Origin of the sequence: Halomonas sp. SSL-5, from assembly GCF_030708455.1 — a bacterium.
In the GTDB taxonomy this organism is placed as follows: Bacteria; Pseudomonadota; Gammaproteobacteria; order Pseudomonadales; family Halomonadaceae; genus Halomonas.
Window position 1 is genome coordinate 24,203 of sequence record NZ_JAUYWF010000013.1, and the last position, 17,159, is coordinate 41,361.

Consider the following 17,159-nt stretch of genomic DNA (forward strand, 5'->3'; position numbering starts at 1 on the left):
TCCTCTGGCAGCGGATCGACGACCGCCACACGGGCTCTTCTTCGTTGAGTCGCATGTTACCCCATGGCGGAGGCGATTCCCAAGCACCGCGGGCGCATTGTCGACAATTTTTTCGATCGCCGAAAAGGAAGCCGGCCCCGTGGGGCCGGCTCGGCAGGCACAGGTGGCGACGGGACGGGCCCGTCGGCGTGCCTCAGCGGTTGGCGCGATGCTCGATCAGCTCATCGACCACGCCCGGATCCGCCAGGGTGCTGGTGTCACCCAGGCCATCGCACTCGTTGGCGGCGATCTTGCGCAGGATACGGCGCATGATCTTGCCGGAGCGGGTCTTGGGCAGGCCCTGGGCCCACTGGATGACGTCCGGCGAGGCGATCGGGCCAATATCCTTGCGCACCCACTGGGTCAGCTCCTTCTTGAGCTCATCGGAGGGCTCCACGTCGTCGTTCAGGGTGACGTAGATATAGATGCCCTGCCCCTTGATGTCGTGGGGGAAGCCGACCACGGCGGCCTCGGCCACGGCCTCGTGGGCCACCAGCGAGGACTCGATCTCGGCGGTACCCATGCGGTGGCCGGAGACGTTGATCACGTCGTCGACGCGACCGGTGATCCAGTAGTAGCCATCCTCGTCGCGGCGGCAGCCATCGCCGGTGAAGTAGGCACCCTTGTAGGTGGAGAAGTAGGTCTGGGTGAAGCGCTCATGGTCGCCCCAGATCGAGCGCGCCTGGCCGGGCCAGGAGTCGGTGAGCACCAGGTTGCCGTCTACGGCGCCCTCGAGGGTATTGCCCTCGCTGTCGAACAGCGCCGGCTGCACGCCGAAGAACGGCAGGGTGGCGGAGCCCGGCTTGAGGTCCATGGCCCCGGGCAGCGGCGCGATCATGATGCCGCCGGTCTCGGTCTGCCACCAGGTATCGACGATGGGACAGTTGGAGTTGCCGATCACGCGGTAGAACCACTCCCAGGCCTCGGGATTGATGGGCTCGCCCACCGACCCGAGAATGCGCAGCGAATCACGCTGGCTGGAGTCCATGACGTTGTCGCCATGGGCCATCAGCGCGCGGATCGCGGTGGGCGCGGTGTAGAGGATGTTGACGTTGTGCTTGTCGACGATCTCGCCCATGCGGCCATGGCTCGGGTAGCTGGGCACACCCTCGAACATCAGGGTGGTGGCGCCGTTGGCCAGCGGGCCGTAGACGATGTAGCTGTGACCGGTGACCCAGCCGACGTCGGCGGTGCACCAGTAGACCTCGCCATCCTGATAGTCGAAGACATACTGGTGGGTCAGGCCGGCGTAGACCAAGTAGCCGCCGGTGGTGTGCTTGAGCCCCTTGGGCGCGCCGGTGGAGCCGGAGGTGTAGAGGATGAACAGCGGATCCTCGGCGTTCATCTCCTCGGCGGGGCAGTCGCTGGACTGGCCATCGACCTGCTCGTGGTACCAGAGGTCACGTCCCTCCTTCCACTCGATCTCGCCGCCGGTGCGCTTGACCACCAGCACCTTCTCGCATACCTCGGTGCCGTCGCGGGTCAGGGCCGCATCGACGTTGTCCTTGAGCGGCACCTGCTTGCCGCCGCGCACCGACTCGTCGGCGGTGATCACCAGCTTGGAGTTGGCGCCGACGATGCGCTGGGCCAGGGCATCGGGAGAGAAGCCGCCGAACACCACCGAGTGCACGGCACCGATGCGGGCACAGGCCAGCATGGCCACGGCGGCCTCGGGGATCATCGGCATGTAGAGGGTGACCACGTCGCCCTTGCTGACACCCTGCGCCTTGAGCGCGTTGGCCAGCTGGCAGGTCCTGGCGTGCAGGTCGCGATAGGTGATGTTCTGGGAGTCGTTGGGATCGTCGCCCTCCCAGATGATGGCGGTCTGGTCGCCGCGCGTCTCCAGGTGGCGATCGAGGCAGTTGACGCTGGCGTTGAGCGTGCCGTCCTCGAACCAGCGGATATCGACATTATGGGGATCGAAGCTGGTGTGCTTGATCTTGCTCGGAAACTTGATCCAGTCGACGCGCTTGGCCTGCTCGCCCCAGAAGGCCTCGGGGTCGTCCACGGACTGCTGATACATCGCCTGGTATTTTTCCTTGTCGGCCCAGGCCTTGGCGGCGATCTCGTCGCGCACCGGATGGACGTTCTGCTGTTCGCTCATGGAGTTGCCTCTGTCCTTGGGGTGGCCCCGTCAGATGGGTGGAAACCGGCGACTGGCCTTGAGATTGTTGATGCCGCCGGTGCCATGGAAGTGCGGCCAGCATAACGCCTTGTCGCCGGCCTTCCTCTTAGACATTGGTATGATCAAAAAATCTTTTCATAACAGTAAGTTATCTTGCATTTTCAAACGCCGAATCGCCGCGGTAGACCAAGGTCTGAGCACATTTCCGGCAGCGATAGCGACGCCCCTGGCTGGCCAGGGCGTGGCGCCGGGGGGTAAAGCCGTGTTCGCGACAGCCACAGACATAACGATGAGGCGCCGGGCTGGCTCGGCCGGTATCGAAGCGGTGGGTGGTGCGTGGCGGAAGGCCGAACAGCCGACGCATCACCGTCTGCCACTCGCGGCCATGGGGTCGCGCCCGACGGCCATCCTCCAGGTGATGGACCAGCCAGTGGGCCATCTCGTGAGGCACCACCTCGACGAGGAAGTCTAGACGATTCTCGGCATACAGCACCGGGTTGAAGCGCAGCCCGCCGCGACCGAAGTGCGCCTGGCCGGCGCACTGGCCGCGCAGGTCGAGCCACACCCGGGGTATGGGCAGATGGGGATGAACCTCGCGGCACAGCCCCCAGGCCGCCTCGACCCGCTCGTCGAGAGCGCGCGAGAGGTCGGCGGGGCCGAGGGCGGCGAGCGCCTCGGGGTCGGGGTGGGGCAACGCGGCACGGTTCATGGGTGCTAGAATGGCGCCTGGCCCCTCGGGCGTAAAGCCCGGTCACCCGCGTGCGTCCGTCAACCAGCGTGAGAGAGTCTCGATGACCGATACCCCGCAGCCCGAACCCCTGCTCGACGATGACCAACTCGACCATCTCGACGACTTCCTGGCCTCGGAGCGGGTCTCCGAGGACGCCCTGGACCTGATCGGCACCCACGGCTTCCTGGTGGCCCTGGCCGTCAGTCCCCGGGAGGTGCCGCCGGCGGCCTGGGTGGCGGAGCTGTTCCAGGGGGAGCCGGACTTCAGCGACGACAACGAGCGCGAGGCCATCCTCGGCCTGCTGGAACGGCTGCGCCATAACGCCATCGCCGCCCTGGAGCAGGGCCTGCTGCCGGAGCTGCCCTTCGAGGCGACCCTGGATGGCATTGCCCCGGAGGAGACGCCGATCGGCGACTGGTGCGCCGGCTTCATGGAAGGTGTCTTCCTCGACGAGGCGGCCTGGTTCGAGGAGGACGAGGAGGCCGCCGCCGCCCTGCTGCTGCCCTTCATGGCGCTCTCGGGCCTGTTCGACGAGGAGCCCGACATGGCGGAGTTCGTCGCCGATTCTGCGCGCCTCGAGGGGCTGGTGAGGCAACTCCCCGAGCTGGTGCTCGACCTCTACCTCCACTATCGGGTGCCGCCGGAAACCCCCAAGCCCACCCCGCGACGCAAGAAGCCCGCCGGCGGCAGGAAAGGTGGCAAGCGATAGCCGCAAGCCTCTGGGGACAGGCCCCGGCGGAAGGAAAACCGTAAGCAAAGTGCACCAAGGCGAGCCGAGGCGATTTGGCCGGGGCCTGTCCCCTGAAGGCGCAACCGGGCTCCTGCAGCTTATCTAAGCCGGGTCAGCACCCCGTCCAGGGTACCGAACAGCCACTCCTTGAGGCGCTGCCAGAGCGGGCGGCGCGCCCAGACCCTGGGCTCGATCTCGTGGCTGGCGGTGAAGTGGTGCTCGAACATCGCCGCCACGTCGCCGGCGAAGCGTCTGTCGTCCACCTCCTGGTTGGCCTCCAGGTTCCAGTGCAGGCTCCAGTGGTCGAAGTTGCAGGAGCCGAGGCTGACCCAGTCGTCGGCCAGCGACACCTTGGCGTGGATGAAGGTCGGCTGGAACTCGAAGATGCGCACCCCCGCCTTGAGCAGGCGCCCGTAGAAGCGCTGCCCGGCATAGCGCACGCCGGGGTGGTCGTGATGCTTCCCGGGCAGCAGCAGGCGCACATCGATGCCCCGCCGGGCCGCCCTCGCCAGGCGCAGGCGCAGGGTGAAGGTGGGGGCGAAGTAGGGTGTGCAGATCCAGATGCGGCGGCGGGCGGTCTCCACTCGGCCATGCAGCGAGTGGCGGATTGCCTGGTAGCGGTAACCCTGCCCCCATATTGCCCGGCCGCGCATGCCGCGGTAGCCATCCTCGGCGCGGGTCGCGGTGGACAGCCCGCGTACCAGTCCCGCGGGCCCGGGGCCACGGGTCAGCGGAGAGTCCCACAGGCGGCTGAACAACCGAACCCAGTCGGCCACCACCGGCCCCCGGATGCGCACCGCCACCTCGTACCAGGCGTCGAGAAACGCGTCCACGGCACCGAAGCCGCCGGTGAAGGCGATGCGGCCGTCGACCACCACCAGCTTGCGATGGTCACGGGTCAGGTTGCGCGCCAGGGAGTGGAGGCCCAGCGGGTTGAAGAAGCGAAGGGCCACGCCGCCCGCCTCCAGTCGCTCGCGATCGTGCCCCGACAGGCCCATGGCACCGTAGCCGTCGAGCAGCAGGAGCACCGTCACGCCGCGCTCGGCGCTTCTGACCAGAGCATCGATCAGCGCCGACGCCAGCCGCCCCGACTCCATCAGGTAGAGCTCGATCAGGATCGACGCCCGCGCCTGGTCGATGGCCTCGAACATCGCCGGCAGGAAGCGGCTCGCCTCGGGGAGCAGCTCGAAGTCATTGCCGTCTCGCCAGATCCCGTGCATGGCCGTATCCCTGTCCACGTCGTCACATGTCCCGTCGTTCCGAGTCGCCACTGACCCGGCGTCTCCCGATGACTATACTGGCCTTTCCTCTCCCTTTCCTGCGCCCGGGGCAAACGGATGGCCTTGCTGCACACCCTGACCACCCCCCTGCGCGCGGCCATGACCCGCGTGATCGCCGCCTGGGTCCGGCCGCGCCTGATCGAGCCATCTCCCGATGACCTGGGGGTCGTCCCGGACCTGCCGGTGATCTATGTCCTGCCCCGCCCCGCCTGGAGCGATGCCTGGCTGCTCGGCGCGCTGACCTCCCGTCACGGCCTCCCGGCCGCCGAACGGCCACGGCGCCTCGCCGGACGAAAACTTCCCGGCAGCCTGGCCCTGCCGCGGCCACGTCGGCGGCGCCGCGGCGCGTGCCACGAACCACCCTTCGAGACGCTGATCGAACGCCTCGAGGCCGACCCGGCGCTCGAGGTGCAGCTGGTGCCGGTCAGCATCTTCTGGGGGCGCGCGCCGGGCAAGCGATTCGGCTTCTGGCGGATGGTCGCCGCGGACAACTGGCAGTTGACCGGCCGCCTGCGCCGCGCCCTCTCGGTGCTGGTCAACCGGCGCAGCGTGGAGGTGCACTTCGGCGCCCCACTGATGCTGCGCCAGCTGCATGACGGCCGCGACCCGGCGCTCACCAATCGCAAGGCGGCACGCCTGTTGCGCGTGCACTTCCGCCGGATGCGCACCCGGGTGCTGGGCCCGGACCTCTCACATCGCCGCACCCTGATCGAAGGGGTGGCGTCGAGCCCCGAGGTCGGCCGGGTGATCGACGAACTGGCCGGTGAGGGTCGCCACGCCCGACCGCGACTGGAACGGCGCGCGCGCCGCTACGGCCACGAGATCGCCTCCAACATGACCTATCCGGTGCTGCGCTTCATGGATGGCCTGCTGCGCCGACTGTGGAACCGGCTCTATGACGGGGTCGACGTGCGCGGCCTGGAGGCGATCAAGCCGCTGGCCGAGGACCACACCCTGGTCTACGTGCCCTGCCACCGCAGTCATGTCGACTATCTGCTGCTCTCCTACGTGCTCTACCAGGAGGGCCTGATGCCGCCGCATATCGCCGCCGGGCGCAACCTGGACATGCCGCTGATCGGCCCGCTACTGCGCCGCGGCGGCGCCTTCTTCCTGCGCCGCAGCTTCCGCGACAACCGCCTCTACGCAGCGGTATTCAACGAATACCTGCACCGCCTGATCGCCCGCGGTCATCCGCTGGAGTACTTCATGGAAGGCGGCCGCTCGCGCAGCGGCCGCATGCTGCCGGCGCGTCCCGGCATGCTGGCCATGACGCTGCGCTCCTTCCTGCGCAGCCATGCCGCCGGCCAGGCGCAGCCACTGGCCTTCGTGCCGGTCTATATCGGCTACGAGCGGGTGATCGAGGGCTCCAGCTACCAGCGCGAGCTGCGTGGTGGCAGGAAGCACAAGGAGACCCCGCTGTCACTGCTGCGGGTGCTGGGCAAGCTGCGCCAGCCCTTCGGCCGGGTCACCGTCAACGTCGGCGAGCCGCTGGCGGTGGCCGACTACCTGGACGAGACGCTGGGCCTGGGCTGGCGGCACCGCACCGAGGAGCGCCCGGCGTGGCTGGGCGAGCTGGTACCGCGGCTGGGCGAGACGCTGTGTCGGCGCATCAACGCCGCCGCCGCCCTCAACCCGGTCAACCTGGTCGCCCTGGTGCTGCTGGCCACCCCCCATCACGCCATCGAGGAGCGGCTGATGGAGCGCCAGCTGGCGCTGCTGGCGGCGCTGCAGCGGCGCCTGCCCGGCGGCGAGCGGGTGAGCCTCCCGGAGGAAGAGCCGGCAGAGTGGATCGCCCATGCCCTGGCGCTGGGCATGATCCAGCGCCGCGAGCAGTCGCTGGGCGACATCCTGCTCGTCGACGCCGACCAGGCCAGCCGGCTGGGCTGGTATCGCAACAACGTACTGCACCTCTTCGCCCTGGCCGGGCTCACCGCCTTCGCCTTCCGCCACCAGCCGCGGCACCAGCTGGATGCACTGGAAGCCCTGCTGACCCCCGGCTGGCCGATTCTCGCCCGGGAGCTGATGGTGACCCCGCCCGCTGCCCTGCGCGAGGCACTGGCGGCGATGCTCGACACCCTGGTCGAGCTTGAGCTGCTGGAGCCGGTCGGCGGTGATGGCTGGCAGCGCCCCGACGACCGCCTGGAGGCCGGCGAGAGCCTCGACCTGCTGGGGCAGCTGATGCAGCCATCGCTGGAGCGTGGCTACCTGCTGCTCGCGGTGTTGATACACGAGGGGCCGGGGCGTCTCACCGCCGACGCGCTGGCCGAGCACAGCCGACTGCTCGCCGAGCGGCTGGCGCTGCTCTCGGGGCTCGACGCCCCGGAATTCTTCGACACGCGGCTGTTCGTCAGGCTGGTGGAGAGCCTGGCGCTGGAGGGCTGGCTATGGCGCGATCCCGAGGGCCTGCTGGTGTTCGATGACCGACTGCGCGAGGCGGCCAGGCGCTCGCGCCGCCTGTTCGACCCTGCCCTTCGCCACCGCCTGCAGCTGATCACCCTGCGCGGCGACTGATCAGCCGGCCTTCAGGCTACGGTGCACATAGAGATCGTAGCGGCTGGTCTTGCCCTCGATGACGTGACGCGGGGCGGGCCCGGCGATCGGCGGCGCCTTCCTCGGCCGCTTGACCACCACCCGATGGGTGGCGACATCCAGCGCCGCCTCCAGCAACCGCGGCGCGTCGGCATCGTCGCCGGCCAGGGTCCGGAACAGGCGCATCTCCTTCTTGACCAGCGCCGACTTCTCGCGATGGGGAAACATCGGGTCCAGATGGATCACCTGGGGAGGAAACCCCGCCTCACCCACCAGGGCGTCGAGATCGCGGCCGGCATCACCGTGGACCAGTTGCATGCGCGCGGCGATCTCGGCGGTGTCGGCATCGGCCAGCGCCCTGGCCAGGCCATCCTCGAGCAGGGCGAAGATGGCCGCCACCCGCTCCACGAGCAGCACCGAAGCCCCCAGGCTCGCCAGCACGAAGGCGTCACGCCCCAGGCCGGCGGTGGCGTCCACCACGGCGGGCGTCACCCCCTGGGAGATGCCGCAGGCGCGGGCGATGAGCTGCCCTCGCCCACCGCCGAAACGGCGGCGGTGGGCGGCCCGGCCGGCGGTGAAGTCCACCGCCAGCGGATGGCCGTAGCGCCGGGCGTCGCCGGCCAGCACCAGGCGATCCTCTTGCCGCACGAGGAAGAGTTCGGCGGCCTGGGCGAAGGGCAACCCGAGCCGTTCGGCCAGCGCCGCCAGCGCCTCCCCCTGCACCGCCACGGGAGCGCTCATCTTGCCTTCTTCCACGCCACCTCGTTGCGCAGGTAGACCGGCTGGGCGAGGTGCGCCGGCTGCCCACCGCCGCTCTCCAGTTCATGCATGGCGAGCAGCGCCATGTCGGCGGCGTCCGCTTCCACCTCGGGCAGGTGCTGGCCGAGCCCGGCCTGCACCTCGGCGGGCATGCGCTCGAGCAGCGTCCATCCGGAGCCCACTCCGACCCAGTCATGGTCGTCGTGGCCCGCCGGCAGTCGCAGCCGCTCCGGCGCCATGACCGCTTCGTCGAGAAGCCGCTCCGGCAGGCCATCGCGGCACTGCCAGGCGGCCACGTAGATCTCGCCCATGCGCGCATCCAGGGCGGTGACCAGCCAGCGGAAGTGGTGGCGACGGTGGGCCCCCAGCGCCAGGGCCGCCAGGGTGGAGACCCCGATCAGCGGCCGGTCGAGGCCGTAGGCGAGGCCCTGGGCGGCCCCCGCGGCGATGCGCAGGCCGGTGAAGGAGCCCGGACCATGGCCATAGGCGATGGCGTCGAGCTCGGCGGGGGCCACCCCGGCCTCGGCCAGCACCTCGTCGACCATGGGCAGCAGGCGCCGGGTGTGCTCGCGAGGGGTCAGCGCGAAGCGGGAGAGCAGTTCATCGTCGGCGCCGGGACGTCGCCGCAGCAGGGCGGCGGAGCAGGCGCTCGAGGAGGCATCCAGGGCCAGCAGGATCGACATGGGGTCACCATCTCGGGAAAACGGGCCGCCAGTATACGCGGCCGGGCCCATAACGACGATGGCCCGCAAAAGCGGGCCAACCAAATACTACGGTAAACGGGGCTGATCCGGCGACAGGCCTGCGAGGAGGCGCTGTAAATACATCCCTGTACGCTACCGACGCCATCCCTGGCGTAGGACCTCCTCTTCGGCCTATCCCCGGCGCCCCGCGGAGCCTTGTCCTGTTCCGCCTGAAGTCAGCCCTCCAAGGCCTTGAGCACCTGCGCCTTGATGTCGTCGACGCTGCCGATGCCCTCGACGCGGTGGTAGGCCGGCGCGGCCTCGGCGTCCTGCTCGGCCCATGCCTGGTAGTAGTCGACCAGCGGCGCGGTCTGCTCGTGGTAGACCGCCAGGCGGTTGCGCACGGTGGACTCGCGGTCGTCGTCGCGCTGGATCAGCGCCTCGCCGGTGACGTCGTCCTTGCCCGCCTCCTTCGGCGGGTTGTGGTCGACGTGGTAGACACGCCCGGAGCCCGGATGCACGCGCCGCCCCGCCAGGCGGCTGACGATCTCCTCGTCATCCACGGCGATCTCCAGCACATGGTCGAGCTTGACCCGGGCCTCCTTCATGGCGTCGGCCTGGGGAATGGTGCGCGGGAAACCATCGAACAGGAAGCCGTTGGCGCAGTCCGGCTGGGCGATACGCTCCTTGACCAGGGCGATGATGATGTCGTCGGACACCAGGCCACCACTGTTCATGATCTCCTTGACCTTGACGCCCAGCTCGCTGCCCTCCTTGACGGCGGTACGCAGCATGTCACCGGTGGAGATCTGCGGAATGTTGAAGCGCTCGCAGATGAACTGGGCCTGGGTGCCCTTGCCGGCACCGGGGGCGCCCAACAGGATCAAACGCATGGTAGAGTCCTCGTGGTCAAGTGGTTGTCAGCTATGAAGAATTCTTGGGAAGGGAACGATAACCGCGGCCCACGACCAGCACAAGCACCGGCCCCTCCCGGCGCCCCTCCATGCTCGAAAAGCGCGTTGCATTTCAATGACCTCCAGCCGAATAGCACTTTGGTCTTGGCATCCGTGCGGAGGCCGAAAATGACGACGGCGCCCGCAGGCGCCGTCGTCTAGCGGACCCGAACCCGCGTCCTACAGCAGCAGCCGACGGATATCGGTCAGCAGCTGACCCAGCAGCGCGGTGAAGCGCGCCGCATCGGCGCCGTTGACGGCGCGGTGGTCATAGGAGAGGCACAGCGGCATCATCAGCCGCGGCTGGAAGGCGGCGCCGTCCCACACCGGCTTCATCGACGCCTTGGAGATGCCGAGGATGGCCACCTCCGGGGCGTTGACGATCGGGGTGAAGGCGGTGCCGCCGATGGAGCCCAGGCTGGAGATCGTGAAGCAGCCACCGGTCATCTCCTCGCGCTTGAGCTTCTTCTTCTGCGCCTTGCCGGCCAGCTCCACCGACTCCTTGGCCAGGTCGATCAGCGACTTCCTGTCGGCATCGCGGATCACCGGCACCATCAGGCCGTCCGGCGTGTCCACGGCGATGCCGATATGCACGTACTTCTTGTGCACCAGCGTCTCGCCGTCGCTCTTCAGGCTGACGTTGAACTGCGGGTACTGGCGCAGCGCGAAGGCACACGCCTTGATCAGGAAGGGCAGCGGCGTGAGCTTGGCGCCCTGGGCCTCCGCCTCGGCCTTCATCGACTTGCGGAAGGCCTCCAGCTCGGTGATGTCCGCCTCGTCGAACTGGGTGACATGGGGCAGGTTGACCCAGCTGCGATGGAGGTTGGTGGCGCCCATCTTCATCAGGCGCCCCATGGGCTTCTCTTCCACCTCGCCGAACTGGCTGAAGTCCTGATCGGGGATCGGCGGAATGCCCGAACCGCCCGCCGCGGAGGCACCGGCGGGTGCCTGGGCCTTGCCCTGGTTGGCCATCACCTGCTTGACGTAGGCGTGGACATCCTCCTTGAGCACGCGCTCCTTGGGACCGCTGGGCTTGACCAGCGCCAGGTCGACGCCCAGCTCCCGGGCCAGCATGCGCACCGCGGGGCCGGCGTGCACCAGCTTGCCGTCGCGAGGCTTGTGGGCCGCCATCTCGGCCTCCGGGCTCGGCGTGCCGGCGGGCGTCGGCGCGGGCTTCTCGGCCCTGGGCGACTCGGCCGTCTTCGCGCTCGGCTTGCCGGCGGCCGGCTTGGCAGCGGCCGTCTCGATATAGCCGATCAGGTCACCCTCGGAGACGCTGTCACCCTCCTTGACGGCCAGTTCCACCAGCTTGCCCTTGAGCGGGCTGGGCACGTCCATGGAGGCCTTGTCGGACTCCAGGGTGATCAGCGGCGCCTCTGCCTCCACCTCGTCGCCCACGGCCACGGCCACCTCGATGATCGGCACGTCGCTGGCGCCGCCCAGGTCCGGGACGCGGACCTCCTGGCGCTGAGGCTCACCGCCGGCCTGCTGAGCGGGCTCGGGCTCCGGCTCGGCGGCAGGTGCCGGCTCGCTCGCCGCGGGCGCCTGGGCCTCCGCCGCCTCGCCGCCCTCCTCGACGATCTCCATGGTGCCGATGACATCGCCCTCGGAGACGGTATCGCCCTCCTTGACGGTCAGGGAGACCAGCTTGCCGGCATAGGGGCTCGGCACGTCCATGGAGGCCTTGTCGGACTCCAGGGTGATCAGCGGCGCCTCGAGGTCGATCTCGTCGCCCTCGGCCACGGCCACGTCGATCACCTCGACGTCGCTGTCGCCGCCCAGGTCGGGCACGGTGATCTCCACGGTGCGCTTGCCGCCGCCGGCCTTGGCGGCGGGCTTCTCGGCGGCGGGCTCGGGCGCCTTTTCGGGAGCCTGTTCGGCCTGCTTCTCGGCCTGGTCGGCCGCCGGTGCGGCATCGCCGCCACCCTCGACCTCCAGTTCGACGATATCGTCACCCTCGGAGACGGTATCGCCCTCCTTCACCAGCACCCGGGCCACCTTGCCGCCCTTGGGCGAGGGCACATCCATGCTGGCCTTGTCGGATTCCAGGGTAATCAGGGTGTCCTCGGCCTCGATGACGTCGCCTTCCGACACCGCGATCTCGATGATCTCCACATCGGTATCGCCGCCGATGTCCGGTACTTTGATGATTTCGCTACTCAAGGTCGCGCTCCTTCCAAATCGTGCCTGGAAGGGGCGGGCATCCGCCCGCCCCACCGGATCAGTCGGTCAGCGGATTCGGCTTGGCCGGATCGATGTCGTACTTCTTCAACGCCTCGCCGATCACCTTGCGCTCGAGCTCGCCGCGCTCGGCCAGCGCCTTGAGCGCGGCCACCACCACGAAGTGGCGGTCGACCTCGAAGAACTCGCGCAGCTTCTCGCGGGTATCGGAGCGGCCGAAGCCGTCCGTGCCCAGCACGTGGTACTCGGTGGGCACCCAGGCACGCACCTGATCGGCGAACAACCGCATGTAATCGGTGGAGGCGATGGCCGGCCCCTGACGCCCCTCGAGGCAGCGCGTCACGTGGGGCTTGCCCGGCTCGGCCTCGGGGTTGAGGAACGCCTCGCGATCCAGGGCCAGCGCCTCGCGGCGCAGCTCGTTGAAGCTGGTCACGCTCCAGATGTCGGCGCCAACGCCCCAGTCGTCACGCAGCAGTTCGGCGGCGGCCTCGACCTCGCGCAGGATGGTGCCGGAGCCCATCAGCTGCACGCGGGCCTTGTCGCCCTGGGTCTCGCGCAGCAGGTACATGCCCTTGATGATCTCCTCGGCAGGCACCTCCTCGAGCTCGGGCTGCTCGTAGTTCTCGTTCATCACCGTCAGGTAGTAGAAGCAGGGCTCCTTGTCGACGAACATCCGCTTCAGGCCGCTCTGCACGATCACCGCCACCTCGTGGGCATAGGTCGGGTCGTAGCTGCGGCAGTTGGGGATCATCGACGCCTGCAGGTGGCTGTGGCCATCCTGGTGCTGCAGGCCCTCGCCGTTGAGCGTGGTGCGCCCGGCGGTACCGCCCACCAGGAAGCCACGCGCCTGCAGGTCACCGGCCGCCCAGGCCAGGTCGCCGATGCGCTGGAAGCCGAACATCGAGTAGTAGATGTAGAACGGCAGCAGCGGCAGGCCGTGGTTGGCGTAGGAGGTGGCCGCGGCGATCCACGAGGACATGGCCCCCGCCTCGGTGATGCCCTCCTCGAGCACCTGGCCGGCCTTGTCCTCGCGATAGAACATCAGCTGGCCCTTGTCCATGGGCTCGTACTTCTGGCCCTCGGAGGTGTAGATGCCGAGCTGGCGGAACATGCCCTCCATGCCGAAGGTCCGCGCCTCGTCGGGCACGATGGGCACCACCTGCTTGCCGAAGCCCTTGTGCTTGACCAGGCCGTTGAGGACCCGCACGAAGGCCATGGTGGTGGAGACCTCGCGGCCCTTGGAGCCACCCATCTGGCTGGCGAAGATCTTGTCGTCCAGGCCGGGGATGTCCAGCGCCTCGAAGTCGTGCTGGCGAGCCGGCAGGTAGCCACCCAAGCGTTCGCGCTGGAGATGCATGTAGCGCATCTCCGGCGTGTCGTCGGCCGGCTTGTAATAGGGGATCTCGTGCTCGATCTCCTGGTCGGAGACCGGGATGCCGAAGCGGTCGCGGAAGCGCTTGAGCACCTCCGGGTCGTCGATGGACTTGACCTGGTGGGCCTCGTTGTCCGCCTCGCCACCGTCGGCACCCAGGCCATAGCCCTTGACGGTATGCGCCAGCACCACGGTGGGACGCCCGTTGGCGTTGTTCACCGCCTGGTGATAGGCCGCATAGACCTTGAACGGGTCATGGCCGCCGCGGTTGAGCTTCCAGATATCCTCGTCGGACAAGTCCTTGACCATCTCGGCGGTCTCGGGGTACTTGCCGAAGAAGTTCTCCCGGGTATAGGCGCCGCCATTGGACTTGCAGTTCTGGTACTCGCCATCGACGGTCTCGTCCATGACCTTCTGCAGCACGCCCTTCTTGTCCTTCTCGAAGAGCGGATCCCACAGGCGGCCCCAGACCACCTTGATCACGTTCCAGCCGGCACCGCGGAACACGCCCTCGAGCTCGTCCATGATCCGCGAGTTGCCGCGCACCGGACCGTCGAGGCGCTGCAGGTTGCAGTTGATCACGAAGATCAGGTTGTCGAGCTTCTCGCGGCTGGCCAGGTGGATGGCCCCCAGGGACTCCGGCTCGTCGCATTCGCCATCGCCCATGAAGCACCAGATCTTGCGGTCCTGCATCGGCTGCAGGCCACGCTGATCCAGGTACTTCATCACGTGGGCCTGATAGATGGACATGATCGGGCCCAGACCCATGGAGACCGTGGGCAGCTGCCAGAAGTCGGGCATCAGCCAGGGGTGCGGATAGGACGAGAGGCCATCGCCATCGACCTCCTGGCGATACTTGTCCATCTGGTCTTCGGTGAGGCGCCCCTCGAGGAAGGCACGGGCATAGATGCCCGGGGAGCTGTGGCCCTGGATGAACACCAGGTCGCCCTTGAAGTCGCCGTTGGCGGCGCGAAAGAAGTGGTTGAAGCCCACCTCATAGAGCGTCGCGCTGGACATGTAGCTGGCCAGGTGGCCGCCGATACCCTTGTGCTTGCGGTTGGCCCGGGTGACCATCGCCGCCATGTTCCAGCGGATCATCGAGCGGATCTTGCGCTCCATGAAGAGGTCGCCCGGCATCGGCGCCTCGCGATGCACCGGAATGGTATTGCGGTGGGGCGTGGTCGCCGAGAAGGGGGGCTGCGTCCCGTCGCGCCGCAGGCGGTCGGCCAGGCGGGTGAGCAGGTGCCGGGCGCGCTCCTCGCCCTCATGATCCAAGACCGATTCGAGGGATTCCAACCACTCTGCGGTCTCGACCGGGTCGAGATCCTCTCTTGCCTCCAGACTCATAGACGTCTCTCCGAATGACGATGGATGTTGCGTGCCCGCTGCTGCGCGGGAAGCAGGGCGCCCTCTCGTCAGAGAGATGGCGCGCCCCGATTTTTGTGTAATTTTATTACGTTACGACGCAAAAAAACCGCCGTTTCTGTGCGAAAGATACCGTATACCTCGCCTCCTGCCAAAGCAAGTTTCTGTGGAATGGATTTCCATATAATCCACACCGCACCGCAGCACAAAGAGTTAGCGACACCATCAGCGGGAAACTCGACGAAGGTCAAGGAGATGTAGCTAAACTACCGTATGAAGCGAGCGAGCGATCCGGCCGGGGCACGCTGGCCCGCGGCTCATTCGACGCACGCGTGTCCGGCCAGCCGCTGGCGGTAGTAGGCCCAGTCGAAGGCGGGCCCCGGATCGCTCTTGCGCAGCGGCGCCACCCGCGCGTGGCCCGTGACGCGCGACGCACCCAGTGCCGGGTAGGCGGCGAAGAGGTCGAGGGTCACCTCGGCCAGGCGATCATACTGCGCGCCGGAGTAGGCCGAGACCTCGTTGCCCTCCAGCTCGATGCCGATGGCGAAGTCATTGAGGGCATGGCGCCAGCGGTCGCCGTCGCGCCAGCAGGAGCGCCCGGCATGCCAGGCGCGGCGATGGAACGGCACGAACTGCACGCACTCGCCATCGCGGCGAATCAGCAGGTGAGCCGAAACACGCAGCCCCCGCAGGGAAGCGAAGAAGGGGTGGGTGTCGGGATCCAGGCGATTGGTGAACAGCCGCTCGATATGCTCGCCGCCAAATTCCCCGGGGGGCAGGCTGATGGAGTGCAGCACCAGCAGCGACACCTCTCCTTGCGGCCGCTCATCGTAGTTGGGTGATGGCACCCGCCGCGCCGAAGCCAGCCAGCCCTGTTCGATTGCCATGCGTCTCCCCTGACGTGACCGGAGTGGATTCCCTATAATGGACGTCCACGACCACCCCGGCCACCCCACGCCAACCTCGCGAGTGACCCGTATGGACTATCAGGACACCCTGCCCTATCACACCAAGCTCGTCGAAGAGATCCGCGATGCCGCCGCGCGCCTGCTCGCCGAGGACGTCGGCCCCGGCGACATCACCGCGGGACTGATTCCCGCCGAGCAGCTCGCCCGGGCGCGGGTCATCACCCGCGAGGCCTGCGTGCTGTGCGGGGTGGCCTGGGTCGACGAGCTGTTCCGGCGCCTGGACCCCACGGTGGCGCTGCGCTGGCAGGCCGCCGACGGCGACGCCCTGGACGCCGGCCAATGCTTCCTCGAGCTGGAGGGCTCCGCGCGCAGCCTGCTGACCGGTGAGCGCGCGGCACTCAACCTGCTGCAGACCCTGTCCGCCACCGCCACCCACACCCGCCACTACGTCGAGCTGATCGCGGACACCGGCGTGCGCCTGCTGGATACCCGCAAGACCCTGCCCGGCCTGCGCCTGGCCCAGAAGTATGCGGTGGCCTGCGGCGGGGGCCACAATCATCGCATCGGGCTATGGGATGCCTTCCTGATCAAGGAGAACCATATTGCGGCCTGCGGCGGCATCGAGGCGGCGGTACGCGAGGCGCGGCGCATCGCCAGCGACCTGCCGGTGGAGGTAGAGGTGGAGACCTTCGACGAGCTGGAGCAGGCGCTGGATGCCGGGGCCGACGTGATCATGCTCGACAACTTCGGCCTCGACGAGATGCGCGAGGCGGTGCGCCGCACCGCCGGCCGGGCGACCCTGGAGGCTTCCGGCAATGTCGACGAGAGCACGCTGCGCGCCATCGCCGAGACCGGGGTCGACTGCATCTCCAGCGGCGCACTGACCAAGGATCTCAAGGCGATCGACCTCTCCATGCGCCTGATGGACTAGGTTTCCAGCGCCACCAGCGACCGCTCCAGGCGGTGACGCGACAGCCGCTCACCGCCGCGCTCCACCCACTCCTCGCCCAGGTCGCGCCAGCCGCGGCGCACGAGGCCCTCGGCCAGCATCAGGCTCGCCTCGATGCTGGCACGGCCCAGCCCCCGCTCGATCAGCATTCGCTCGGCATGGACCAGCAGCGTCGACCCGATGCCGCGCCGTGCCAGCGACGGCCAGACATAGAGCGTCACGATGCGCCCGCGGTGGGGTTCCAGTTCGAGGAAACCCACGCAACGACCATCACAGTCCGCCACCAGGGTCGTGTAGAGGGCCTGGCGCGCGGCCCAGGCGCTGGCGTCTCGTGGCAGCGCCGAAACCCAGGCCTCACGCTGCGCCCGGGTGTAGTGCGCCGCGGCGCCCTGCATCACCGCATGGTGGAAGACCTCGGCCTGGTCGCCGGCGTCTCGCGCCAGGGCCTCGCGGTAGCGAATCCGCGGGGCGCGACGACACCGGGGCGCATCGCCCGGCGCTACAACAGTCTCGTTCATGGGAATCTCGCCACGCTGGATGTTGCCGAAAGACTACA

Annotated in this window: 13 protein-coding genes; 3 read left to right on the top strand and 10 right to left on the bottom strand. The window is 68.3% G+C overall.

The features are described from left to right. Positions 1 to 193: 193 nt before the first annotated feature. Together acs and RAN53_RS14840 are read right to left on the bottom strand one after the other, a co-directional pair. Positions 194 to 2,143, bottom strand: a complete 1,950-nt coding sequence (gene acs / locus RAN53_RS14835; RefSeq protein ID WP_305797575.1) for an acetate--CoA ligase — start codon at positions 2,141 to 2,143, stop codon at positions 194 to 196. Between the two features lie 169 nt (positions 2,144 to 2,312). Beyond that, on the bottom strand, positions 2,313 to 2,873 hold the full coding sequence (locus tag RAN53_RS14840; protein WP_305797576.1) for a SprT-like domain-containing protein: 561 nt from the start codon (positions 2,871 to 2,873) through the stop codon (positions 2,313 to 2,315). 82 nt (positions 2,874 to 2,955) lie between these two features. Here RAN53_RS14840 and RAN53_RS14845 point away from each other — a divergent pair, with 82 nt between their 5' ends. Next, positions 2,956 to 3,603, top strand: coding sequence for a YecA family protein (locus RAN53_RS14845; protein ID WP_305797577.1), 648 nt, complete (start codon positions 2,956 to 2,958; stop codon positions 3,601 to 3,603). Between the two features lie 119 nt (positions 3,604 to 3,722). Here RAN53_RS14845 and RAN53_RS14850 read toward each other — a convergent pair whose 3' ends face one another. Further along, entirely contained in the window at positions 3,723 to 4,844 is a 1,122-nt protein-coding gene (locus RAN53_RS14850) for a phospholipase D-like domain-containing protein (RefSeq protein ID WP_305797578.1), read from the bottom strand. A gap of 117 nt (positions 4,845 to 4,961) precedes the next feature. Here RAN53_RS14850 and plsB point away from each other — a divergent pair, with 117 nt between their 5' ends. Then, positions 4,962 to 7,415, top strand: coding sequence for a glycerol-3-phosphate 1-O-acyltransferase PlsB (plsB, locus tag RAN53_RS14855; protein WP_305797579.1), 2,454 nt, complete (start codon positions 4,962 to 4,964; stop codon positions 7,413 to 7,415). Here plsB and RAN53_RS14860 read toward each other — a convergent pair whose 3' ends face one another. The 6 genes from RAN53_RS14860 to ampD form a co-directional block, all read right to left on the bottom strand. Beyond that, positions 7,416 to 8,174, bottom strand: a complete 759-nt coding sequence (locus RAN53_RS14860; RefSeq protein WP_305797580.1) for a class I SAM-dependent methyltransferase — start codon at positions 8,172 to 8,174, stop codon at positions 7,416 to 7,418. It abuts the gene before it with no gap. Next, entirely contained in the window at positions 8,171 to 8,875 is a 705-nt protein-coding gene (tsaB, locus tag RAN53_RS14865) for a tRNA (adenosine(37)-N6)-threonylcarbamoyltransferase complex dimerization subunit type 1 TsaB (protein ID WP_305797581.1), read from the bottom strand. The genes RAN53_RS14860 and tsaB overlap by 4 nt, the downstream gene beginning before the upstream one ends. A 236-nt stretch (positions 8,876 to 9,111) precedes the next feature. Beyond that, complete coding sequence (adk, locus tag RAN53_RS14870) at positions 9,112 to 9,768, bottom strand: adenylate kinase (RefSeq protein WP_305797582.1); 657 nt, start codon at positions 9,766 to 9,768, stop codon at positions 9,112 to 9,114. A 240-nt stretch (positions 9,769 to 10,008) separates the two neighbouring features. Next, positions 10,009 to 11,991 (bottom strand): pyruvate dehydrogenase complex dihydrolipoyllysine-residue acetyltransferase, encoded by a 1,983-nt coding sequence (gene aceF / locus RAN53_RS14875; protein WP_305797583.1) that lies wholly within the window; start codon positions 11,989 to 11,991, stop codon positions 10,009 to 10,011. A gap of 58 nt (positions 11,992 to 12,049) precedes the next feature. Further along, positions 12,050 to 14,728 (bottom strand): pyruvate dehydrogenase (acetyl-transferring), homodimeric type, encoded by a 2,679-nt coding sequence (gene aceE, locus RAN53_RS14880; protein ID WP_305797584.1) that lies wholly within the window; start codon positions 14,726 to 14,728, stop codon positions 12,050 to 12,052. Between the two features lie 335 nt (positions 14,729 to 15,063). Continuing rightward, entirely contained in the window at positions 15,064 to 15,633 is a 570-nt protein-coding gene (gene ampD, locus RAN53_RS14885; RefSeq protein ID WP_305797585.1) for a 1,6-anhydro-N-acetylmuramyl-L-alanine amidase AmpD, read from the bottom strand. 91 nt (positions 15,634 to 15,724) lie between these two features. Between ampD and nadC the strand changes: the two genes are divergently transcribed. Further along, positions 15,725 to 16,585: a carboxylating nicotinate-nucleotide diphosphorylase gene (gene nadC, locus RAN53_RS14890; RefSeq protein ID WP_305797640.1), complete on the top strand. Its 861-nt coding sequence runs from the start codon at positions 15,725 to 15,727 to the stop codon at positions 16,583 to 16,585. On the opposite strand, the gene RAN53_RS14895 is transcribed toward nadC, so the two are convergent. After that, the gene (locus tag RAN53_RS14895; protein WP_305797586.1) at positions 16,582 to 17,121 is read right to left on the bottom strand and encodes a GNAT family N-acetyltransferase; all 540 of its coding nucleotides are present in this window, start codon (positions 17,119 to 17,121) and stop codon (positions 16,582 to 16,584) included. The two genes, nadC and RAN53_RS14895, sit on opposite strands and share 4 nt — an antisense overlap. Between the last annotated feature and the right edge of the window lie 38 nt (positions 17,122 to 17,159).

Bases quoted from the DNA above. Each gene is read 5' to 3' on its own strand.
- acs (WP_305797575.1), bottom strand. From the start codon at position 2,143: ATGAGCGAACAGCAGAACGTCCATCCGGTGCGCGACGAGATCGCCGCC.
- RAN53_RS14840 (WP_305797576.1), bottom strand. From the start codon at position 2,873: ATGAACCGTGCCGCGTTGCCCCACCCCGACCCCGAGGCGCTCGCCGCC.
- RAN53_RS14845 (WP_305797577.1), top strand. From the start codon at position 2,956: ATGACCGATACCCCGCAGCCCGAACCCCTGCTCGACGATGACCAACTC.
- RAN53_RS14850 (WP_305797578.1), bottom strand. From the start codon at position 4,844: ATGCACGGGATCTGGCGAGACGGCAATGACTTCGAGCTGCTCCCCGAG.
- plsB (WP_305797579.1), top strand. From the start codon at position 4,962: ATGGCCTTGCTGCACACCCTGACCACCCCCCTGCGCGCGGCCATGACC.
- RAN53_RS14860 (WP_305797580.1), bottom strand. From the start codon at position 8,174: ATGAGCGCTCCCGTGGCGGTGCAGGGGGAGGCGCTGGCGGCGCTGGCC.
- tsaB (WP_305797581.1), bottom strand. From the start codon at position 8,875: ATGTCGATCCTGCTGGCCCTGGATGCCTCCTCGAGCGCCTGCTCCGCC.
- adk (WP_305797582.1), bottom strand. From the start codon at position 9,768: ATGCGTTTGATCCTGTTGGGCGCCCCCGGTGCCGGCAAGGGCACCCAG.
- aceE (WP_305797584.1), bottom strand. From the start codon at position 14,728: ATGAGTCTGGAGGCAAGAGAGGATCTCGACCCGGTCGAGACCGCAGAG.
- ampD (WP_305797585.1), bottom strand. From the start codon at position 15,633: ATGGCAATCGAACAGGGCTGGCTGGCTTCGGCGCGGCGGGTGCCATCA.
- nadC (WP_305797640.1), top strand. From the start codon at position 15,725: ATGGACTATCAGGACACCCTGCCCTATCACACCAAGCTCGTCGAAGAG.
- RAN53_RS14895 (WP_305797586.1), bottom strand. From the start codon at position 17,121: ATGAACGAGACTGTTGTAGCGCCGGGCGATGCGCCCCGGTGTCGTCGC.